This window comes from Priestia sp. SIMBA_032 (genome assembly GCF_046535215.1).
GTDB lineage: Bacteria > Bacillota > Bacilli > Bacillales > Bacillaceae_H > Priestia > Priestia aryabhattai.
In genome coordinates this window covers 321,194-343,813 of record NZ_JAWRXD010000005.1, presented here as the reverse complement: position 1 = coordinate 343,813, position 22,620 = coordinate 321,194, and the positions used below count along the sequence as shown (strand labels likewise).

The window sequence follows — 22,620 nt, the reverse complement described above, 5'->3', positions numbered from 1 at the left end:
AAAAAACAGGATCTCTTATTTCATCACATAAACACTCATAAAAAAGGGAATATATATACATATCCATATTTTTAAAAAGGGAGAATATCAGTTGAAGAAAAAAGATAAATTGCTAATCATTTTAATGACGATTTTACCTTGGCTTAGTATTCCGTTTATTGGTAAAAAAGCGCTAAAAAGATTCCTTCCAGGGAGTCTTTTTATGAGTTTGTATCTTATTGCCGAAGGCAGGTTTGCAGAGAAGAAAAAATGGTGGTGGTTTCCGTACTCAATCAAGCCGAATGTTCTAGCAGAATTACCATTAATATTTGGCCCCTTTTTAGTTGGAGCTTTGTGGATATTAAAATATACTTACGGAAAGTTCAACTTATATCTTTTAGTAAATATACTTATTGATTCTTTTTTTACTTACTTCGGACTAAAATGGTTAAAAAAAATAGGATACGTCTCTTTAGCCCGGTTGACTAGATTTCAATTATCCATTGTTTTTCTAATAAAAACGTTTGTGCTGTATGGGTTTCAGATTGTTTATGAAAAGTGTTGCCACCTATCAAAGAATTCGTCTTTATAAATTTTGCAGTCTAAGATAAAAAAACAAGACAAAATGTCTATAAATGGGAGTATATTAAAGAAAAACATTAATGAAATAGATACTGATTACTAAGTGGAATTATGATTTTTTAGATACTATGCAGCTACCTTGGTAAGTTAACGAATCCTATGCCTTAAGGCTTAAAAAGAGTGAAAATAAGGTTAAATAAAAAAAGAAGTCACCTTTTGGTAACTTCTTTTTTTACTATGCATATGTGATTAAAACAAATAACATATAAGTGTTTTATTTTTCACTATCTTCCTCAGCAGGTTTTCGTTTATGTTTCTCACTAATAATTTTTTTGTTCAGTATCCTTACCTCACCCACCATCAGCAGCCTCATATCTTTTACAATATATTTAGCCAATTCTTCATCAGAGATATCATCACCATCAATATCAAGACGAAATTCCTGCCCTTGTATTCCACCGCCATTAGTAAAATCGACTTCAAAGTCAAAAATGACTCTTTTATCCATGTCTAATCCACCTTACTTTGTTTTAATTATCTAATATATATTCAGTTTAAGAAAACAAATGTCTTATCCACCTATAGCTTATTTTCTAATAAGTCCCGATAAAAGGACTTTTAAGCTCTAGATTCGTATTAAAAAAGGAATAATACTGTGGTAAAGGAAATTCTTTAGAACCCTAGACACCTGTCTACACCGATAAAATAAATATAATTTAAAAAGACAATGGGTTGAATAAGCTCCGCTCAATTAACTCATCTTAACAATGTAACTAAATTTGAAGGGAGATTTAAAAATGAGTCAGAAACGCGATAAAGGCAATAGTCAAAAAGGCAAACCAAATAGCAATACGGTAGATCCAGTAATCGCAGCAGAAGACGTGGAAAAAGCAATTTTTTCAACTAATAAGCCTCCGGGCAACGCAAAACCTTGAAAGAAAATTAGAGCTGTCTTATTAGCTGCCTTTTTGGCAGCTTTTTCATTAAGAAAAGAAGTTAATTAATAAATACGAGTAGTGAACAAAGTATTGATTTTTCAGGTTTTCTGTAAGTACCGAAATAAAGTTGCATGTCTACTCATGAGATTCAAAAAATGAACGGCAGGAGCCTATGTGGAGACAATTATCTAGTATCTCTTCTTTAAATTATTTTATCTTGACACTATTCTAAAGGCGTGATTATATATAATTGTTAACTTAAAAATTATTAAAGTTAACATATTTTATTTTCGGTGGTGAAAGTGTATTGGATTGGGAAGAAGATATTAAGAGAGAACTTGCCTATTTAGATAACATTTTTCAAAAACGACACCTTGTTGCTACAGAATCTGCTGAAGAACCATGGCTTACAGTCAATGGACATAGGATGTTAAACCTTGCCTCTAATAACTATTTAGGCTACGCAGGAGATAAGGGGCTGAAGAAAACAATGAGTGATGCTGTGATGACATATGGAGTAGGAGCAACAGCTTCACGCTTAATAGTAGGAAATCACTCTCTTTATGAGAAAGCAGAAAAAGCACTTGTTAATTGGAAAAAAGCTGAGGCAGGACTTATTATCAATAGTGGTTATAATGCAAACCTAGGAATCATCTCAGCCTTGGTTCCGCGTAATGGCTTCATCTTCAGCGATAAGTTAAATCATGCAAGTATCATTGATGGAGCCCTGCTAAGCCGTGCAAAGCTTCAACGCTATCGCCATAACGATATGAACCACCTAGAAAATCTATTAAAAAAAGTTCCCTTGGAGTCACGGAAGTTAATTGTAACAGATACTATTTTCAGTATGGATGGTGACTTTGCCAAGCTCAAGGAGCTTGTTAAATTAAAAGAGCAGTATAACGCACTACTAATGGTTGATGAGGCTCATGCAAGCGGTGTATACGGGGAAAATGGTGAAGGATATGCGCATTTTCTTGATCTGCAAGATAAAATTGATATTCAAATGGGAACGTTTAGTAAAGCGCTAGGGTCATTTGGAGCTTATGTTATCGGAAAACAGTGGCTCATAGATTATTTAAAAAACAGAATGCGAGGACTCATTTATTCAACCGCTCTTCCCCCTGCTATACTCGGTGCAATAACGGGTGCGATTGAAAAGGTGCAACAGGACACAGAGCGCCGCGCAATTCTTCAAGAACATGCACTATTTTTTAGGAAGGCACTTACATACGAAGGATTTAACACATGCAATAGTCAATCTCAAATCATTCCAATTTTAACGGGAGAAAACAAAAGAACAATGCAGTTTGCAGAGCGTTTACAGAAAGAAGGAATTGCTGCTATTGCAGTTAGGCCCCCTACTGTTCCTGAAAATAAAGCAAGAATTCGTTTTACTGTAACAGCAGATCATACTCGAGAAGATTTAGAGTGGGCCATAAAAAAAGTTTCTCTAATTGGAAAAGAAATGAGTGTGATTCAATGAAACAATCCACTATTATAATATTTCCCGGATGGGGAATGGAAAAAGCAGCGTTTAACCCAATAATAAAATCATTGTCTACTATATGTAACGTTTTGTGTACAGACTGGAGAGACGTAAAAGAACTAAGTGACTTTAGAGAGCGAGCAACCCAATTGCTTACTTCCACTCAAGGTACTGTTTATTTAATTGGTTGGTCATTAGGTTCCCTTGTAACGCTTGAACTTGCAAGTTTATACCCTAACAAGATAGAAGGACTCATATTGATTGGCGGAACTAGTCGCTTTACAAACGACGTGCATAATACATTTGGATGGGAGCAACGCATCGTTGAACGTATGAAAAAACAGCTACAGCATAATAAAGAAAAAACCCTTACTGCATTTTATAACGCTATGTTCACTAAATCTGAAAAAGAAGAGAAATTTCATCAACAATTTATGGAAGTTTCTCAGCGTAATTATCAAGGAGACAGTATGCACTCCCTCCTTACAGGGCTGGATTATTTACTCCAAAAAGATGTTAGAATGCAACTCAATCAAATTCAAACTCCTTGTTTGTTAATCCATGGAAGAGATGATCAAATATGTTTACCTGAGTCTTCTTTCTTCATAGCTGAAAGGATTGGTGGAAAAGCGCAGCTGTGTATCCTAGAAAAAGCTGGTCATATTCCTTTTTTTACAAAGCCTCAGCAATGTACGCAACTTATAGAGAAATTTCTCGAAAAGGAGCTCATTTATGATTAATAAGCAACTCTTAAAGAAACGGTTCAATAATCATGCTAAAACTTATGATGCTTATGCCGATGTACAAAAAAATATGGCAAACCAGTTAATAGATCAACTTTCCACCAATTCCTTTAACCAAGAAATAGCTATTCTTGAAATTGGCTGCGGTACGGGTTATTTAACACAATTGTTGTGCGAAAAATTTCCTAAGGCTGCTATTACAGCAGTTGATTTGTCATCAGGAATGATTGATTTAGCAAAGAAAAAAGTAACGGAAGATCGAGTTTCTTTCATATGCGAAGATATCGAGGAACTAAGGATAGAAAAACATTATGACCTTATTATTTCAAATGCAACATTTCAGTGGTTTAATAGTCTTCATACGACAATAAAAAAATTGTATAAACAACTTAAGCCTGCAGGCAGACTGCTATTTTCAACCTTTGGCAATCGTACATTTCAAGAGCTTCATTCATGCTACAGTCATGCGAAACAAAAGCTTGGTCTTTTCAGTAACAGTTCACCTGGCCAATCGTTTTTTTCTCTTGATGAGTTGTCTCAAATTTGCGAACAAGCATTAGTTCCATTGAGAGAGCATCCATTCAAACTATCAAAAATGGAGAAACTAGAGATTCAATACTTTCCGACGGTTCAGGGATTTTTCAAATCAATAAAAAAAATTGGAGCAAGTAACAGTAACGAGGAAAGCTACTGTCAGCGTCCTTCCTTTTTTCGTGAATTAATCAATCTATATGAAACCGATTATCGTAATGAGAACGGAATAAAAGTAACCTATCATTGTTTAATATTTAATGTTACAAAAACGAACCGATAGCCAATCCTGCCCTGGTTACTCTCTAAAAGTAATGAATTGCCGCCAGTAAAAAAGGGTACTTTTCTATTTAGAAAAGTACCCTTAAATAATCAATTAGATTTAATTAACTTACTGTTTTTTAGAAACTAACTCAATAATATTTGTTATACCTTGCTCATTGTACCCTGTTTTTAATAACTGTATTTGATTATGTTCAGATAAATTTGTAAAAATGATTGGTGTAACAAGTGATTTAGCACTTTCTTTAATGTAGTTTAGGTCTATTTTTAAAAGCGGGGTTCCTTGTGTAACCTTTTCTCCCTCTTTAATTAGACATGTAAACCCTTTCCCATTTAAGTTCACTGTTTCTAACCCTACGTGAATTAATAACTCTAGACCTTGATCTGTTTTTAGACCTATGGCATGTTTTGTAGGAAAGATGCTAACAACCTCCCCATTGATAGGAGAAACAAGAGTATTATTAGTTGGTTCGATGGCAAAACCGTCTCCCATCATCTTTGAAGAAAAAACGGCATCAGGGACTTCTTCTAGAGGCACAATATATCCGTCAAACGGAAGTTTGAATGCGCTTCCTAAAGTTGTATCGTTCATTTCTTTTTTCTCACCTGTTGCAGCAACTTCAGTTTTTGTCTTCGCTTCAGGTACTTCTTTGTTATTAGATCCTTCTGTAATAGCCTCTTTTGGTATGCCAAATAAATATGTGCAGATGAACCCTCCAGCATATCCTGCAAGTAAGCCGATGATATATTTCAGCCATAAACCATGAGCAATTAATGGAATTAAAGCTAGGCCAGATGGACCGATAGCAATGGAACCAACATTTCCGAACATTCCAATTACAGCTCCTCCAATTCCTCCACCGATACAAGCAGTAATGAACGGGCGTCCTAATGGAAGAATAACTCCATAAATAAGTGGTTCTCCAATACCTAATATTCCGACAGGAAGAGCCCCTTTAATAATGGTAACAAGTGATTTATTTTTACGACAACGAACCCAAAGTGCTAAAGTTGCACCTACTTGTCCAGCACCAGACATTGCAAGAATCGGAAGCAAGATGGTCATACCGGCTGTGTTAATCATTTCAATATGAATAGGGATTAATACTTGATGCAGACCTAGCATCACCAATGGTAAAAATGCCACTCCTAGTACAAAACCTGCAAAAACCCCTCCACGTTCAAGTGTCCAATCTATTCCACCAATTAAATTACTAGAAATGAGACCTGCAAAAGGCATAATAAAGAAAATCGTTAGCAATCCGACAATCAGAAGAGCAATTGTAGGTGTAACAATAATATCGATTGCATCAGGAATAAATCGACGTAAGAATTTTTCTAAAAATGAAAGTAACCATACAGCAATCAAAACTCCGATAACCCCGCCTTGTCCAGCAGTTAAAGGCTGATCAGTAAAGATATTCATAATAGGAAATTCTTCTGTAACTCCCGTTAAAAGGGTGATACCCCCGATAACTCCACCTAGGGCTGGAGTAGCTCCAAACTCTTTTGCTGCGTTAATACCTACATAAATAACTAAATAGCTGAAGATTGCATTTTTGATCACATTAAGAATCGTAACGTATTGTTGCCAAGTATCTTTATCAAGATCTCCTGCGGTTATGCTATTGGCTAAAATAGAGGCAATACCAGCTATTAAACCTGCACCTACGAATGCTGGGATTAAAGGTATGAAAATGCTTCCAATTTTTCGTAAAAAATTTTTGAATGGCGTATTGTTTTTCTTTTTTAGCTCAGACTTCATATCTGCACCTTTTGAAGTCAAATCTTCAGATGAAGGAGCTGCAGAATCTTCTTGAAGTACAATACCAAATTGTTCAGCAACTTTCGTAACTACTCCTGGTCCTAGAATAATTTGATACGTATCATCATCGACAACTCCTACCACTCCTTTCACTTGTTTTATACTCGCTTCATCAATTCTATTATGATTCACTGGGGTGACTCGGAGTCTTGTCATACAGTGTGTATAATTCGCTATATTAGAACTGCCTCCAAGAGCTTGAAGCAGTTCTTTAGCTGTTTGATGATGTTTACTCATAGTTGTTCCCATCTCCCTTATATTTTCGCTACTTAATTCACGATTGCTTGACGGATAAATCCTTGTGTTTGTTCTAAACGATGTAAAGATTCCTCATATGAAAGTCCTGTTAAAATCATGACTATAGCAAGCTTAGAATTACAATTTGCTTTTGCTAAGTACTCTTCTGCCGTATCATACGTACATGAAGTTGCTTCCATCACAATTCGTTTTGCGCGTTCTACGAGCTTTTCATTCGTCAGCTGAACGTCTACCATTAGATTTCCATACACTTTTCCGATACCTACCATGGAAGCTGTCGAAAGCATGTTACAAACCAATTTTTGTGCTGTTCCAGCTTTTAAACGAGTCGAACCTGTTAATACTTCAGGACCATTTACTACTTCAATTGCAATGTTTGCTACCTTTCCAATATCAGAACCTTTATTGCAACTAACAGCTACTGTCTGAGCTTCAATTGAGTTCGCATATTCTAATGCTCCAATGACATAAGGTGTACGACCACTTGCTGCAATCCCCACAACGATGTCCACCTTAGTAAGTCGAATGTTTTGTAAATCTTCCATGCCTAACTCTTTACTATCTTCTGCTCCTTCTACTGCTTTAATAAAGGCTTTTTCTCCGCCGGCAATTAAACCTACTACTTCATCTGGACTTGTACCAAATGTAGGCGGACACTCAACAGCATCAAGCAAGCCAATGCGTCCACTGGTTCCTGCACCTATATAAATAAGGCGCCCCCCTTGTTTCTTAGCTTCTATAATAGCTTCTACAGCTTTTGCAATAGAAGGAAGTTCTTTTTTTATCGCACTCGCAACTTTTTCATCTTCTTCATTCATGGTTGCAAGAAAATCAAAAATGGACATTTCATCCAGATTCATTGTTTTTTCATTACGAGTCTCAGTAGTTAAATGTTCAAGCATTTCTTATCATCCTATCTTTGTTTTTGTTTGAAATCGTTCTCAAGTACAGAATAACGTGTTTGAAATTAAATTTCAAGAATTATTTTAAAATGTTAAAATTTAATTTCAAAAACTATAGTAATATGTGACCTTTAACAAACATCATATGACTAAATCTTAGTAAATAAGACAACTTTCGCTGTATAAAGATCAAGCATTTCTTATACCAATACTGACTCCTTGCCTACGTAAGGAGTCTTTTTTACATACGTTCCTAAATAGGCCATTATGGTAACTAAAGATGTATACGATACACCGCTTAAAAACAGAAAAACCACTGACCTCAATCAGTAGTTTTTCTGTTTATTAAAAAGTAGTCAAATAATGCTTCATCCATCTTAAGTAGTTATCCAAAAATCATATGATAAGTGATTTTTTATTAGTATATATGCATTAATACTGGCTATTTAATCAATCCTAATTTTGCTGCTACGCTATAACCTGATGAGTTAAATTTAAATCGATTACGAAGTTCAATAAGGTTCGGTCCAAAGCTTGCTTCTAGGATTCCTCGATGTTTTTTCATCATTTCATAGATATACAAGTCGTGAATGATAACTTCCGTAATTGGCATAACTAATCCCGGATGCATCGTCCAGGCAGCACGGCTATCCTTACCAAGTGATAGTATACCTGCAACTACCTCTCGATCATCAGCGCTCAGAACAATCCATCGTCCCCCATATTCATTGGTTATTTCTTCGCTTGCATCATGCTGATGAACCTGCGCAAAATCAAATACTAAATCTCCATAGGACACAATTAAAATTTCTACGCCTCTTTTGGCTGCTGCTTGTAAATCTTCTTTTAGTTCCTGGGCATCTTCTGCCCATATTTCCAATAGAATACGACCTGTAGCTTCTTTTATAGCTTCTTTTGTACGATTTAGTATAGGCTCGTAACCTGTAATGTTCCAGATGTTTTCTCTATTTAAAGATACATAAGAATAATTTTCAAGAGCTTCTTCAGCTACTTCAAACGAGGATTCAGCTTTACGTTTTTTCAAGTTGATTAATTCATTAGGAGGTAACGGTGTATATAGAGCGGGATTTTCATGACTGATCATGACTTCTCCTCGGTCCACTAGTCCCCCTAATACTTCATAAATTTTAGATCTGGGCACTCCAGAATTTAATGAAATAGCATACCCTGAAAGAGGAGATTTTTCTAGTAAAGCTAAATATGCTTTTGCCTCATATTCAGTAAAATTTACATCTTTCAAAATTTTTATTATATCTAGTGTCATGATTGGTCCTCCTTGATAATACCCGGATAGAGTCAATAATTTTAAACTAAGTATACCATTAGTACCCTTGACAGTTTGGGTTAAAAATTATAATTTAATTTTAGACGCTACAAAAGTAGCTACTATATAATTTTTAATACTGCTTGGAGGTGTAATAATGGATACAATGATAGCGAAACAGCAAGAAAGCTTAACAACAAGAAAGGTTAGAAAAGGAAATGGTTTATACATAAGTGCTTCCGTAATAGCCGTCCTTTTATGGAGTACATCGTTTGTTGGAACAAAAATAGCCTATACATCTTTTCCACCCCTTACACTAGGAGCGGCTCGTTTTGTTATAGCTGCTGTTATTTTAGGATTTATTCTCTTAATCAGGAAAGATAAAATAAAGCCTTCATTCAAAGACATAGGGTTAATGTCTATAAGTGGTGTACTAGGTACTACCCTTTATTTTTCTCTGGAGAACATAGGAGTTGAACTAACAACAGCATCGAATGCCGCTATTATTGTAGCGGCGTATCCCGCTATAACGGTTTTAATGGAATTTCTTTTTTTTAGAAAAAAGACATCATGGGTAAAGGCCATAGGAATTGGAGTAGCGATGATAGGTGTATATCAAATATCCTACAGTCCTGAAACTCAGACAAATGATAAACAATTGATTGGCAATATTATATTAATTGTGGCAGGTTTTATTTTTGCTCTCTATAACTTCACAACTCGCAAAGTTGTCAAAAAATATTCCATGATTACTATCTCTTTTTATCAAACTTTGGCAGGAGCCATTACGTTTATTCCATTAGCCTTTATAGAGAAGTCAAGTTGGCAAACACCAGATATAAGATCATTTCTAACTTTATTGTACCTAGGCGTTTTCTGTTCGGTTATCGCTTTTTTATTATATAATTTTGGATTGCGCAAATTATCTTCTAGTTCTGCCATGACTTTAATGAATCTTGTTCCTATTTTTGGTGTATTATTTTCTGTTCTGCTACTTAATGAAGTAGTTGGCATGAATCAATTTATTGGCGGAGTCATTGTCCTTTTGGGTGTGGTTTTAAGCATGAAGGAAACGAGTAAAAAGTATACACCTACAAAAAGTCCTCAGTCAAAGTAAAGCTTTTTTATTTCCAATAATATAATAAGAGATATGGTAACTAAAAAAGCCGAAAACTCATTGACCTAGTCATTGAGTTTTCGGTGATAAATGCTTCTGTTTTATTTATCAAAGTTGATATCTTCCAATACCTTCATAGAAGCCTTCATATCAACTACACCCAGTTCAGATTCACACATAACATCCTCGCTTACCGCTTTAGCAAACGACCAGCCTTCCCTTTGCATTTTTTCTCTTACTTTTAAATCACAGCTTTTCAGGTGAAGGTAAGGGATGGGCTGATAATGTTTGTGCATAAAAGCAGCTGGATCTCCATCTGCATATACTAGATGGCCTGTGTCTAAACAAAGGTTAATATCGGTATCGTTTAACAGCTTTTCAATTTGTTCTTCTGTTTCTACATGACTTTGGGCATGTGGATGGAAAACTACCTCTAGACCGTAGTTTGTTCTGACATGGTCACGTATCTTTATAATATTTTTTATAAGTTTGCTCCATTCTACCTCATTTAAGAACTGAGGTCTAATCAATTCGCCATAAAAAAACTCAGCATAACAATCATCAATTAAAACGACATATTTAGCGTTTTCAAACCGAAGCTGAAGTTCAGACATATCATCTAGTAAAGCAATAAGTTTCTCTGTTTTACTAGATGAAGTAAGATCTCCTACTAGAGTGGTCGCGGTCAATTCAAGGCTTCTTTTCTCTAGTTCTTCTTTTATTGACTGGAAGGAGATGGTCTTTTTCTATTTTTAAACTGTATATAATATATAAATTTAGTCAGGATACTCATAATTATTAGAAATAAGACAACAAATACACTTAACAATGAATAAAGCACGGAAACTTGATCAAACTATTGAATAAATGGAGAGGTGTTCACTCTCAATTTCTCATTGTGTACTATAAGCAACCTATGAAAAGAGCTTCCCTTAGGCAGACTGGGGAAGTTTTTCTCTTTATATGATATATTTCATACATTTTTTTGGAGTGAAAAATAATGACTTTTATTGAAACAAACACTAATCACTATCTGTATTATGAAGAGTATGGACAAGGCGCCCCTGTCATCTTTATTCATCCCCCTGGACTTGGATATAAAGTATTTCAATATCAACACGAGTTATCCAAACATATGAGAGTCATCTTTCCAGATTTAAGCGGTCATGGAAGAAGCTCAAAACCTAAACAACCTGTATCAATTTCTTTTTATGCAAACGAGTTAGTACGTTTTATGGATTCGCTGCATCTAGACAAGGTGATTATATGTAGTTACTCTGCTGGTTGTCTAATTGCTCAAGAGCTAGCTATTCATTATCGCCATCGAATTGAATTATTAATACTTTCAGGAGCTTATCCTATAGTAAGAGATGTACCTGGACGGCTATTACATAAAACAGGAATGTATATGGTAAAAGAACATCCGAATATACTAATAACAGGCCTTGCTATAAGTCATACTCGAGACAAAACATTAAGAAAGAATCTAGTTAGTTACATGAGGAAATCAGACCAGGAATCCTGGTATCAGTATTATAATCATTCATTACACTATAACTGTGTAGACAAGCTTCATCGCTTAACGATGCCTTTATTGTTTATATATGGTGGAAAAAAGGATTGGACTGCTCACTATATGAAAGAGTATAAAAATAAGTGTAAGCATGCTGAATTCTTTGTTTTACCCAATCAAGGTCACCAACTGCCTACCAAACAGTGGACTCAGTTTAATGAGTTAATTACAGGATTTGTCTTAAATAGATCTCATTTATAAACCAAAGCGAAAAACCCTTTCTTTAAGTGTTTTTTTAACTATTATAAAATACATAACAAACAGAAAAAACTACTGAGCTTAATCAGTGGTTCTTCTGTTTATTGAAAGGTAGTTATAGTGGTGATTGGTTGATCTAGATTAGTTTGCTTAAATGATTATAAATTAGAAAGCCTACTGATACGGAATGAATCAGTAGGCTTTTCCTTTAGCGTATTGTCCACTTGAAGCAATGAGGATGAGAGAATCTTTTTCTACTTTACTCTTATAATCGAAAATAAAAAATGAAATATAACTGTTTTTTATAAAATGTATTTTGGTTTTGATAAAATATATTTTGGTTTTGATAAAACATTCACCTTAAATGTGCTAGATTTTCTCCTATATATTAATATAAATAGGTTTTCTTTAATATGTATGGAAAGTGACTATCTTATTAAAGGAGGAAAACAATGAATAGTAGCTTTACTCAAAATGCAATTTTTGAACATACATTTTGGATTCAAATTTTGAAAGACCATTCTCAATTTATCTTAGATGCCTTGGCTGAAAAAGAGCAAGAGGAAATACAGACAGCTAAAACTTTCATCCAAACTTTTAATAGTTTGTTAGAAGAAGTTAAAGCAGAGCATAACAACCTGGAAAGCATTACAATGAAAGCCAAAGCTCAAACAATAGCACTCAAAGAATTTAAACTTTCCTTATTAAGAAAGCACTTAACAACCGACTTTACGATTCATCTTACACCTACTTTTCTAAACCATATGGTCAATGAGCTGGATGAGTATTTATTAATTCTTAGCTACTTAGGACAACAACAAATTCCACCCATCTTTCACGAGCTTCACCATCATTTGTTATGGATATTAGATGCTGCAGGACATGCTGGAGCTATTTCCAATAGTCTTGATGCAGTAGAAAAGCAATTAAAACAAAAGAGTATGCAATTTTCCACCCATTTTGAACATTTTTATCTGAAGGCTGTAGAATTAACTGGTTATTTAAGAACAAACCTTGAATCCTTTCCAGCATTAAAGAAAATGAACAAAGACGTTAAGTTAGAAATAGAGTTATTTCAAGTATTTCTTCATGAGATCGAAGAATTAGAACTATCAAACGAAATGCTTAGTACATTTTCTGCTTTAATGGCCGATCATATGATGAGGGAAGAATGCTACTATTTAACTAAGTTAGCGCAATCAACGAATACTGTAAAACCATCGTGTGACCCTACGTCATCTCATTACAAATAGATGCTAATTTTATCCTTTATATTTGTGAACGATTTAAACGGAGAAATGTATCTGATTTTATAAGAAAAGCTATCTTGTTGAGCAAGCCGTGGTACTTGGTAATAATGGTGCTTGTTTTGATAGAGAGAAATTTCATGCGCCATCTCAATGAGATTTGGAACAGAATCAGCTAACACACGGCGTACAACAGCGTTGGTTGTTTCAAGAGCCGCCATCGTTTTCATAGGTGCCGATGCTTTTACAGCACCGAGCATAAGGCTAGAAATACACTCATCTGTCATTTCTGACGCAGATTGGAATGATTTCTTAGACTGAGAAGGCTTAAGTCCATATACAAAGTCATTGCCTTGATTCTTTTTATAACTCTGTGTAGGTGTTGAAGGATTTTGTCCTGTTTTGAAACATTCTACAGCTGTATTATATTCCTGTTGCATAAATTGAAATTGGCGATTCAGGATATCCTTTAATAAAAGAAGAAATTTATTCATATTTCTAACCTACAATGATGAAGATGCAGCAAAAAAGCCCTTGAAATAAATTTCAAGGGCTTAATATATGGAGTGAGAAATACCTTATAAGATATTATCCTCTATTGAGTAAGATATTTCTATAAGAAAAAAATGTATATAATCTTTGTTATCATAACTAAGATGGTTATATCGGGATATCAAAAGAAACTTTTCTATTCCTTCTCGTTTTTTGGCACAGTATTAGAAGCCATAGAAATGTCTCCGGTATAATACTTGTGCGGATAAGGATCAGAAGGCTTTATTACAAATTCTTTCTCAGATTTATCTAATTCGGCTTCAGCTGGATTGTTCTCTAATACCTGTTCTAAATCATTTGATTGATTATTACCCATATAAAATCCCTCCTTTTAACTAAACAATGCTCATTAAGGATAAGTTTTTTTAACAACCTAGATATAAATGTTATTTTTGTTTATACTTTCTTATGCCTTTTCTTCATTTAATATATATTTCAAATCAATATTTATCACTTTTTTAAAATTGTGAACGATTCATTTGTACCTGTAAATCACATTATGATAAGTAAAGGTGGATAAGATATACACCTTTAAAACAGAAAAACCACTGGGCTTAATCAGTGATTTTTCTGTTCTTTGAAGGGTATTCATAAAGTGATGATTCATCCATCTTGGATAGTTTGCCCAGGAAATAAAACTAATATGTATTAACCCCTCTTCTACCTAGCGTTGGAACTATTCCTTGTAAATCTGAGGAAATTAAATTTAGCTTTGTTGATAAATGATCATTCCGTGCAGATGTAAGTATTTAGGAAAGAAGGATTATATTTACTAGGTTGACAGATCATATACATTTAGAAAAACAGTATACAAATAAGAACCTTTTACCAGAAATAAATAAGAAACATTACTTGATGTTCTAAAGAATAAAATTAGTATATCTCAATGATTAACCAATAAGGGGAAATCATAGATATGTTAGAAGAATTAATTCTTATTTTGTCTATTTTATTCATAGGGAGCTTTATTCAAGGAGCAAGTGGGTCCGGTTTTGGATTATTCTCAATGGTTTTTTTGCCTCTTTTTCCTCATCCCCTAAACACCTAAGCTGTAACTCTTTTTTTACAGCTTCTCCTTGATAATAATAATAAAATAATATTATTTCATCAGAGATTAGATGAGCTTCTTAAAGACGAACAGCTTAGTTGGGAATGGATTTAAGAGCAATGATAAAAGAGAACCAAAAACATAATATATGGGCATTTTTATTTTATGGCGTGCCCGGATCCATTCTGTTTATTTTAGATAAACATTATTTTCATTTCTTTGGTTAAACAAAAAGACCTTCTTTTGTTAGAAGGTCTTTTCTGTGCCGATAAATAACGTTATATGAACTATAAATACATGGCTTACACATAGAAAAGCAGGCTAAGGTCTGCTTTCTTAACTGTGATGTTGGTTCTTTTCAGAGAGTAGAAACAATGCCATGAAGATACTGTTTATAAACTGGCCCCAATCGTTAGACACAGCCTGACAATTGGAGACCAGTTTTTAATTTTTATCCTTTACTTCAAGCTCTCTACTCCAGAATCCCAATTTCTATCTACACGGTCAAAGTAAGCTTGTTCAAGGATTTGCATATAATCAGCCTCCGTAATTAAACGGACGTTACTTGATGTTGAGTTGTTTTGCATGGCCAACCTTACAATACTCGGAAAGTCTTCTTTCTTTACACCTTCTAAGTCTTTCAATTTAGGAATGTTTAATGATTCCGTTAATTCTATAATCCCTTGAATTAATTTTTCAACAGCTATTTCATCAGAATCTGAATCCTTGGCAAAGTCCATATACCTTGCTAATGTCGCATGTAATTGCTTATTCTCCATAGAATTGAACCTTAATACATATGGTAAAAACACTGCATTAGCAACTCCATGCGGAGTATCATAAAGTCCTCCAAGTGCTTCTGCTAAGCAGTGTACAGAGGCAACATCTGCAGATCCGAAACAAAGGCCAGCTAAGAGACTGCCTTCCAGCATATCTTGACGAGCCGCTTCATTTTTACCATCGCGGAAAACGATAGGCAATGCTGAAACAATGGTTCTCATTGCTTGAACCCCAAGTGCTTGTGAAATAGGATTTGTTACTTTGCATGTATAACCTTCAATCGCATGAACTAATGCATCAATACCAGTAGCAGCAGTAACAGAAGGAGGAAGACTTAATGTTAGTTCAGGATCAAGAATTGCCAAGACAGGTCTTAATGAAGCATGTTTGAGTGTCATTTTTCGATGTGTAGACGCCTCGGTAATAACGGCGGAACGAGTAACCTCTGATCCTGTACCTGAAGTAGTTGGAATACAAATAACTGGTGCAATGTTTGTATATAGGAGTCGGCCGTCTGCATAGTCAGAGGGTTCCCCACCGTTTGGGCCGCACAGTGCAATGGCTTTTCCTGTATCCATTGCACTTCCGCCACCAATGGCAACAACTGCATCTGCACCAAAGTCACGAAATAACTTAGCACCTTCCAAGCAATTCTTATCTCGAGGATTTTGTTCAATGGAGTCGAATAACAATACTCGATATCCAGAAGCCTCCAGGACCGTTATAATTGGCGAAACTAGTCCTGTACGAACCACTCCAGGGTCACTTACGATTAAAATTGATGAATCAATTTTTAAAGATGTTAGCATTTCTGGTAATTCTCTAGCTTTCCCCATCCCTACCTCAATTTGAGTAGAACAATAATAGTTATAGGATTTCATTTATACCCCTCCCATTGTCTAAAATTACATACTTATCTTAGGAAGTACTAGTTTTTTATTTCAGGATAGCCGACAAATTTAGCTTTTTATGCTAAAAAAGTAAGTTTACTTGTTCCATTCTGAAGCCAGTATACCCATAAAATATGTATCTACGTACTTCCCCTCCACATAGGCATGATTTCTTAATTTCCCTTCGGTAACAAAACCAATTTTTTTATATAATTCAATCGCCTGTTCGTTTATTCCTCTTGTTGTTAAATAGATTTTATTTAGACGAAGCTGTTTAAACCCTAGATCAATCATTTGCTCCATAGCCATTCGACCGTACCCGTGACCCCTAGATTCTGAAGATAAAAGAATCCCTATACTAGCTCTTCCATGTGCATAGTCTATATCTTTCAGAAATACCCATCCAACTAATTCTTTTTCATCGCTTTCGATTCCTAAAATTAAATCGTTATTCATTCTTTTCTTTTCTACTTCTTGTACTACCTCTTCATAAGTTAAAGGTGTCCTGCCTATCATTTGTATTGCACGTTCATCATTTAACCATTTATGTAAGTATTGAATGTGAGTTGTTTCAAAAGGCGTAAGGCGTATTCTTTTTGTACTCATTTATTTATCTGCTCCTTCCAAAAAAGTTAACCACAAGCTATAATCCACTCCATACTTGATTCCATAAATATCGCTGACAAAGGTACATGTGCATTTCTACTTACGATATACAACAGTCAAATTAAAATAAGTAGATGCATAATTGAATTAAACCATTAATCTATTTAAATATAACCTTTTTGTATATAATTCTGGAATCAATAAAAACCCCTCTCTTTCATCTATATATGTTTAATCCTTAATTAAGGTTAATTCATTGGTTTGAGCTATTAAATCAATTTTCTTATTTCTCTTCTTTCAATGATATTTTATAATGCGATAGATTTTATAACTTGTAAAATCATTAAACTTTCTGTTCGAAATAATTATTAGTTTGGCACCTGTTATCTTAGATTTAACCTCCTTTTTTATTGATTATTTTACCATTAATTATAATTAAAGGAATTTGTTTTTCAAGGATTTGCACCTTAAGAAATATTTAAATAGAAAAAGAATCCTTTTGTAGTATTATTGACACATTGTTTCTCAAAAAACAGAATCAATTTTTTCTCTAATCTAAGGTTGTTCCTTCTGATAAACCCTATTACGTTAATCCGATGTAATAGAAGAAGGATTTTTACTTTTTAAGATAGAATAGTTTCTTAAAGGTTGATAAAGGAGTTGATTTCATGTCCAAACAAACAAAAGATATAAAAGAAATAAAGCTTTTGGATTCTCAAATTTACTTATGTGATGAAATTAGAAAGTTATTAAGAAAAAAAGAAAAAAGAAGTCTAGCCTTCGAACAAGAGTATACAGAACATGATATATTACACATTGCTTTAAACAGATTAATGAGTGAGTTAATCTCTAGACATTAAAAATTTCATCTATCATATTTGATATTATTCGATATAGATAAGTTTAATATAAAAAATAGACAGAATATTTCATCAATATTTTTACTTTGTAAACGCTTTCGTTTATACTAAGTATAGGTTGGATGGCATGAGTGGCTGTCATAGTATTTAGCGTAGGCGGGGCTGATACGAGGGAACAGGGCATAGAAGAAATGTCCTTTTTTGTTTGGGCAACATTTCTTAGAAACTAGGAAATGTTATAAAATGCTTTCAAACGCTTTTTTTTTCACTTAGCTTACTTATTATAGGCAAGGCCAAATCATAACAGAGACAGGATTCATTCAGTTTGTTGATTCCCTTGGTGAACTATTTGTTTTCATTGATGACGTGTTTGAGTTAAAGAACAAAATGAGGCCAAGTAAACTAATTGATGTTCATTTTATGTAAGGAAAAAATAAAAACGTATTTAAAATAAGCACTAACTAAAATAGGAAATAGTCAGTGCTTATTTAGAAAAACTATTAGTTATTTTTCTACTGTATGACGTTATGTTTATTGTCGATTTCCCAACTATTTTGTTCTATATTACTACTTTTTAGAATTTTTGAATGATAATAACTCCACCAATGATTAAAGCTATTCCTATTGCTCTAGGAATGCTTAAAGAGTGCACATGCACTCCTATTAATCCAAAATGGTCGATTAAAGTAGAAGCAACCATTTGGCCTGCAAGAATATAAGCAACTGTAGCAGTAGCTCCTAGACGAGGTATAAGTACAATAGATGCAACTACATAAAAAGCTCCTAAAAGACCTCCAGTCCATACCCACCACGGTGCTGCGAACCATTCTTTGTTTACACTCATACCTTTTCCGAACAAAGATATAATAAGCAAAATGATTGCACCAACGATAAAGGAAATAGTCGAAGCAATGATAGGGGAATGTACGACAGATCTCAATTGAGCATTAACACTAAACTGAGTAGGTAAAGCCATACCAGCTAATAATGCAAATATAATTAAAAAAATTATCATTATAGTCCTCCCACAACTCTTTTATATTTAACATAGCTAATTGTAACTGAGAATTGTTAATATTTTTTCTATATGTGGATGACTAAAGAAATTTCAATACTAAAAAGCTCAATTTCTCTGTATTAAATTAGAGAGGTTGAGTTTTTGTTTATTAAAAAGCTCCATGTTTGCTCAACAAGTAGCTTCTTCACATGACCAGCCTCTTGCATGTTTCAAAGTAATCTCAATAAACATCGATAAAGCTGGAGAAATCCACTTATTTTTGCGATAAGCGACTTGAGAGAAAATTTGTTTAAAGCCACCGACACAGGGAATTATTTTTAACCTCCCTTCCTTAATTTCATCATTTACTGTCATTAAAGGTAAACAAGCAATACCAAGTCCACTCATTATACAACGTTTCATCGCTTCTATACTCCAAAGCTCCATTGTGTGAGAAGGGACGATTCCCCGTTCTCTAAGGTACTCTTCAAATATCGTTCGATAACTGCATTCTTGCTCGTTCACAATCAGGCACTCACTTATCCTTTGGTTTTCGTAGCTTTTATCTAAAGTATTCAGCACGCAACAATCAGCACTTCCAACAAGGACAAGTGGTTCGTCTAATAATGAATGGACGATTAAATCTGAATCCTGCAACTGCGGCAACATGACAAATGCAATATCTGCACTACCATTAAGTATTGCTCTTTTGTTATCTCGGCAGGTTGCATTGCTTAAACTTATATTTACATGAGGAAACTTCTTTCTATATTCTCTTAATATTGGTTCTAGGCGGTATACCGTTAAAGATTCTGGGGCTGCAATCTTTAATTCTCCTCTTATTTCTTCTCCATCATTGCTGATGCTTTCGATCTTTCCATAGGTATCTAAAATCTCTTGAGTATAGGGCAACAACTTCTTTCCAATATCAGTCAATCTAACCTTCCGACCCATTCGATCAAAAAGAGGTGCACCTATATGTTCTTCAAGTGCCTGAATATGAGAAGTCACCGTGGATTGAGTGTAACCTAAATGTTCTGCTGCTTGTGTAAAGCTACCCGTTTCAATGATCTTTTTAAATGTAACAAAATGACGTATTTCCATCATATCACCCACTTTTATTTTACTTTTTGTTTTATAGTATCAAAAAACACGATGGGTAACATCGTGTTTTTCAATTTTACTGATAATAAGTTATGACTTAATATTAAGAACAATAGAAAACAGGACATTATTTAAAAATAACAGGGGTGATTAAGTTTTGAAACATATACACTATAGCTGGTTTATTCTGGTTATAACATTTTTTTCTATTATCGTAGCCGGAATCGTCATGTCATCATCAGGGGTTTTCATAGAACCTTTCGAAAATGAATTTGGCTGGGATCGTTCTGTTATTGCACTAGCTTTTGCTATTAGTATGTTTTTATATGGTGTATCAGGCCCGTTTATGGCAGCATTACTTAACATAATTGGCTTAAAAAAAATGATGATCATTTCTATGACAACTTTGCTGACTGGCATTATACTAACGTTCATTATGAATCAATCATGGCAGATGATCATCATTTGGGGCTTTATTATTGGACTAGGATCAAGTCTTTTTTTAACAGTGTTAAGTCCATATGTGGCTAATCATTGGTTTGAGAAAAGAAGAGGGCTTGCAATAGGAATATTAACGGCAAGTACAGCGACAGGACAGTTAATTCTACTTCCTGTTTTGGCGGCTATTATAGAAAATTATTCGTGGCGCCCAGCCCTTGGTTTAATTATGATCCTTAGCTTCATTATGCTTATAATAACCCTCTTATTTATGAAAAACACACCAAAGGATGTTGGTATTCTTCCCTATGGACTTGAACAAGAAATACAAGGAAGCAATGAAAGCCAAAAGGAAAATCCTATTACTATAGCCTTCAAGGGGTTATTCCAAGCTGTGAAAGTGAAGGAATTTTGGTTATTATCTGGAAGTTACTTTATTTGTGGGCTTTCAACGAACGGTTTAATTGGTACACATTTTGTTTCTTACTGTATGAGTTTTGGCCTCCCTTTAGTTACAGCAGCTTCGTTTCTTTCATTTATGGGAATTTTTGACCTATTAGGAACAACTCTATCCGGTTGGCTATCAGATCGTTTCGATAATCGGTGGCTATTGTTTTGGTACTACAGCTTAAGAGGAGCTTCTCTTGTATTACTTCCTTATGCATTAATTGAAGGTTCTATGACTATGCTAATTATCTTTACTGTGTTTTATGGATTAGATTGGATTGCAACTGTTCCACCAACTATTAGTATCTCAAGACGAATCTTCGGCATCAATAAAAGTGGAATAGTTTATGGCTGGATTAATGCATCTCATCAGGCAGGTTCTGCAGTAGCAGCATATGGAGGCGGTCTAATCTATAGATTTTTCAACTCTTACACCTGGGCCTTCTTCTTAGCAGGAACCTTCTGTATATTAGCAAGTTTATTTGTCATTATTATTAAAAAACAATATTCAAGTCAATTAACTAAAGAAGGAATAATGAATAAACAGCAATGCATAGAAAACTAAAATTGATGTATTTAATTTACCCTCACCGTACAGGATAAATTATTTATCCGACAAAGTTTTTATGGATTCGGAAAAGCATTTTGTATTCGATAGAATCTACTTAATTACTAAAAGCTGCTTTTCCGAAGTAGCTAAAATTTAATTTCTATTTGCTTAAAGCGAAAATTAGGCTTGTTATTTGGATTTCCTTGACATTGTATATCTGTGTTTTCCTAAAGCTATTTATAATTCTTTTTTATTAGTATCTTCTTACATAGACTTTGCCCAATTCAGGGTTCTTATGGGTTATTCTTACATATAAAAGAACAAAAATTATAGCAATTGAAACGTTAAAATAGATAAAGTGTTCTTACTTTTTAAAATTGATTGTTTTATTGTCATGTATCAGGATATTATCGTTGATTGCATACTTTTTCCACTTTTTTTGGCTTTTTGTCCACTAACTGTTTTAAGTTATCTACATTGACCAGAACGATTCCAACGATAATCGTGATTCCCCCTGCCAACGACAGTAATGTAAGAGGCTCATGATATAAAAGAGCTCCCAAACTAAGGGCAATCAGGGGAGAGATATAGAGCCAAGTGGATGGAAAAACAGGATTCGTTTTGGCTACCAGCCAATAGAAAAGAGTATGTCCCATCATGGAACCAACGATGATTAAGTATAGAAGCGAAGTGATAGCCTTTGGGTTTAGCATAGATTCAATGTGCACTTTTTCCGTGAACAACGATAAAACAAGCAGCATCCCTCCACCATACATCATCTGAACTGCATTCAAAGTGATGGGAGAGGTATCTTGAAATTGTTGTATTACACGCCGGGAATAGACGGTACCGGCAGAATAAAAGACTTGACCTAATAAGATAGCAACGCAGCTAATCATCCAAAACTTATTAAATGTGATAGTAAAACTAGGCAAAAGAAGTAAGATCACACCAGCAAATCCTACGAGGCAACCTGCCCAGGATGTGACAGAGAGCTTATGTTGAGAAATGCCAGCTTGAAGCAGCAGAATCATGATTGGGGCTGTTGCTGATAATACTGCTGCAATTCCGGAACTCACATACTGTTCTGCCCAATACAATGGTGCAAAAACTCCGAGGGTTAATCCAATTCCTGTAAGAAACATCTCCTTACAGAGTAGAAGTGATAAACTCGCCTTTCTTTTCCAAGCCATCAATAAAAATAGAACCATACCTGCAAGCATAAAACGAATTCCGGCTGAGAAAAAGGGAGACGCCCCCGTATCAATCCCTACTTTGATAGCTAAAAAAGTCGTCCCGAAAATCAAACACATCAAGATATAATTGAATAATACCATTTCTAATTCCTCCTTTTCCTTATCATAAGCAGGAAGTAATAGAACAGATTAGATAAAATAGA

General features: G+C 34.4%; 22 protein-coding genes and 2 pseudogenes. 11 read left to right on the top strand and 13 right to left on the bottom strand.

Translation table 11 applies throughout. The features are described from left to right. Window positions 1-91: 91 nt before the first annotated feature. Entirely contained in the window at window positions 92-571 is a 480-nt protein-coding gene (locus SB717_RS18955) for a hypothetical protein (RefSeq protein ID WP_016766325.1), read from the top strand. A 264-nt stretch (window positions 572-835) separates the two neighbouring features. Here SB717_RS18955 and SB717_RS18950 read toward each other — a convergent pair whose 3' ends face one another. After that, on the bottom strand, window positions 836-1,069 hold the full coding sequence (locus SB717_RS18950) for a cyclase (RefSeq protein WP_074676632.1): 234 nt from the start codon (window positions 1,067-1,069) through the stop codon (window positions 836-838). 289 nt (window positions 1,070-1,358) lie between these two features. Here SB717_RS18950 and SB717_RS18945 point away from each other — a divergent pair, with 289 nt between their 5' ends. The 4 genes from SB717_RS18945 (at window position 1,359) to bioC (ending at window position 4,545) form a co-directional block, all read left to right on the top strand. Continuing rightward, window positions 1,359-1,496, top strand: coding sequence for a hypothetical protein (locus tag SB717_RS18945; protein WP_410904454.1), 138 nt, complete (start codon window positions 1,359-1,361; stop codon window positions 1,494-1,496). A gap of 310 nt (window positions 1,497-1,806) precedes the next feature. After that, entirely contained in the window at window positions 1,807-2,985 is a 1,179-nt protein-coding gene (bioF, locus tag SB717_RS18940; RefSeq protein ID WP_410904453.1) for an 8-amino-7-oxononanoate synthase, read from the top strand. Beyond that, window positions 2,982-3,728 carry an alpha/beta fold hydrolase gene (locus SB717_RS18935; RefSeq protein ID WP_410904492.1) on the top strand — a complete coding sequence of 249 codons (747 nt, stop codon included), beginning with the start codon at window positions 2,982-2,984 and terminating at the stop codon, window positions 3,726-3,728. Before bioF ends, SB717_RS18935 begins: the two co-directional genes overlap by 4 nt. Further along, complete coding sequence (bioC, locus tag SB717_RS18930; protein ID WP_410904452.1) at window positions 3,721-4,545, top strand: malonyl-ACP O-methyltransferase BioC; 825 nt, start codon at window positions 3,721-3,723, stop codon at window positions 4,543-4,545. The genes SB717_RS18935 and bioC overlap by 8 nt, the downstream gene beginning before the upstream one ends. Before the next feature lie 108 nt (window positions 4,546-4,653). Here bioC and SB717_RS18925 read toward each other — a convergent pair. The 4 genes and pseudogenes from SB717_RS18925 to SB717_RS18910 form a co-directional block, all read right to left on the bottom strand. Further along, window positions 4,654-5,094, bottom strand: a pseudogene (locus tag SB717_RS18925) (PTS sugar transporter subunit IIA); the annotation flags it as partial. 120 nt (window positions 5,095-5,214) lie between these two features. Continuing rightward, window positions 5,215-6,606 (bottom strand): annotated as a pseudogene (locus SB717_RS18920) (PTS transporter subunit EIIC); the annotation flags it as partial. A gap of 32 nt (window positions 6,607-6,638) precedes the next feature. Then, window positions 6,639-7,529, bottom strand: a complete 891-nt coding sequence (gene murQ / locus SB717_RS18915) for an N-acetylmuramic acid 6-phosphate etherase (protein WP_410904451.1) — start codon at window positions 7,527-7,529, stop codon at window positions 6,639-6,641. Window positions 7,530-7,971: 442 nt separating this feature from the next. Then, window positions 7,972-8,814, bottom strand: coding sequence for a TrmB family transcriptional regulator (locus SB717_RS18910; RefSeq protein ID WP_410904450.1), 843 nt, complete (start codon window positions 8,812-8,814; stop codon window positions 7,972-7,974). 157 nt (window positions 8,815-8,971) lie between these two features. On the opposite strand from SB717_RS18910, the gene SB717_RS18905 reads away from it, so the two are divergent. Further along, window positions 8,972-9,931, top strand: coding sequence for a DMT family transporter (locus tag SB717_RS18905; RefSeq protein ID WP_410904449.1), 960 nt, complete (start codon window positions 8,972-8,974; stop codon window positions 9,929-9,931). A gap of 101 nt (window positions 9,932-10,032) precedes the next feature. On the opposite strand, the gene SB717_RS18900 is transcribed toward SB717_RS18905, so the two are convergent. After that, window positions 10,033-10,653 (bottom strand): sugar phosphate isomerase/epimerase family protein, encoded by a 621-nt coding sequence (locus tag SB717_RS18900; RefSeq protein WP_410904491.1) that lies wholly within the window; start codon window positions 10,651-10,653, stop codon window positions 10,033-10,035. A gap of 278 nt (window positions 10,654-10,931) precedes the next feature. Between SB717_RS18900 and SB717_RS18895 the strand changes: the two genes are divergently transcribed. Together SB717_RS18895 and SB717_RS18890 are read left to right on the top strand one after the other, a co-directional pair. Beyond that, on the top strand, window positions 10,932-11,705 hold the full coding sequence (locus SB717_RS18895) for an alpha/beta fold hydrolase (protein WP_410904448.1): 774 nt from the start codon (window positions 10,932-10,934) through the stop codon (window positions 11,703-11,705). A gap of 449 nt (window positions 11,706-12,154) precedes the next feature. Further along, window positions 12,155-12,955, top strand: coding sequence for a DUF2935 domain-containing protein (locus SB717_RS18890; protein ID WP_410904447.1), 801 nt, complete (start codon window positions 12,155-12,157; stop codon window positions 12,953-12,955). On the opposite strand, the gene SB717_RS18885 is transcribed toward SB717_RS18890, so the two are convergent. Together SB717_RS18885 and SB717_RS18880 are read right to left on the bottom strand one after the other, a co-directional pair. Then, the gene (locus tag SB717_RS18885; protein WP_410904446.1) at window positions 12,946-13,443 is read right to left on the bottom strand and encodes a spore coat protein; all 498 of its coding nucleotides are present in this window, start codon (window positions 13,441-13,443) and stop codon (window positions 12,946-12,948) included. The two genes, SB717_RS18890 and SB717_RS18885, sit on opposite strands and share 10 nt — an antisense overlap. A gap of 194 nt (window positions 13,444-13,637) precedes the next feature. Next, entirely contained in the window at window positions 13,638-13,817 is a 180-nt protein-coding gene (locus SB717_RS18880; protein ID WP_182005949.1) for a hypothetical protein, read from the bottom strand. A gap of 600 nt (window positions 13,818-14,417) precedes the next feature. Here SB717_RS18880 and SB717_RS18875 point away from each other — a divergent pair. After that, entirely contained in the window at window positions 14,418-14,549 is a 132-nt protein-coding gene (locus SB717_RS18875) for a hypothetical protein (RefSeq protein ID WP_410904445.1), read from the top strand. A 458-nt stretch (window positions 14,550-15,007) separates the two neighbouring features. Here the strand turns inward: SB717_RS18875 and SB717_RS18870 are convergent, their stop codons facing one another. Next, window positions 15,008-16,210 carry an iron-containing alcohol dehydrogenase gene (locus SB717_RS18870; protein ID WP_410904444.1) on the bottom strand — a complete coding sequence of 401 codons (1,203 nt, stop codon included), beginning with the start codon at window positions 16,208-16,210 and terminating at the stop codon, window positions 15,008-15,010. A gap of 105 nt (window positions 16,211-16,315) precedes the next feature. Next, window positions 16,316-16,825 carry a GNAT family N-acetyltransferase gene (locus SB717_RS18865; protein ID WP_013084389.1) on the bottom strand — a complete coding sequence of 170 codons (510 nt, stop codon included), beginning with the start codon at window positions 16,823-16,825 and terminating at the stop codon, window positions 16,316-16,318. A gap of 668 nt (window positions 16,826-17,493) precedes the next feature. Between SB717_RS18865 and SB717_RS18860 the strand changes: the two genes are divergently transcribed. Beyond that, a complete protein-coding gene (locus SB717_RS18860; RefSeq protein WP_013084390.1) occupies window positions 17,494-17,685 on the top strand; it encodes a hypothetical protein in 192 nt (63 codons plus the stop codon). A gap of 574 nt (window positions 17,686-18,259) precedes the next feature. Here the strand turns inward: SB717_RS18860 and SB717_RS18855 are convergent. Then, window positions 18,260-18,700 carry a DMT family transporter gene (locus SB717_RS18855; protein ID WP_410904443.1) on the bottom strand — a complete coding sequence of 147 codons (441 nt, stop codon included), beginning with the start codon at window positions 18,698-18,700 and terminating at the stop codon, window positions 18,260-18,262. Between the two features lie 171 nt (window positions 18,701-18,871). Beyond that, complete coding sequence (locus tag SB717_RS18850; RefSeq protein ID WP_410904442.1) at window positions 18,872-19,789, bottom strand: LysR family transcriptional regulator; 918 nt, start codon at window positions 19,787-19,789, stop codon at window positions 18,872-18,874. 154 nt (window positions 19,790-19,943) lie between these two features. Between SB717_RS18850 and SB717_RS18845 the strand changes: the two genes are divergently transcribed. Beyond that, entirely contained in the window at window positions 19,944-21,236 is a 1,293-nt protein-coding gene (locus tag SB717_RS18845) for an MFS transporter (protein WP_410904441.1), read from the top strand. 392 nt (window positions 21,237-21,628) lie between these two features. On the opposite strand, the gene SB717_RS18840 is transcribed toward SB717_RS18845, so the two are convergent. Next, window positions 21,629-22,558, bottom strand: coding sequence for a DMT family transporter (locus SB717_RS18840; protein ID WP_200508534.1), 930 nt, complete (start codon window positions 22,556-22,558; stop codon window positions 21,629-21,631). Window positions 22,559-22,620 lie beyond the last annotated feature (62 nt).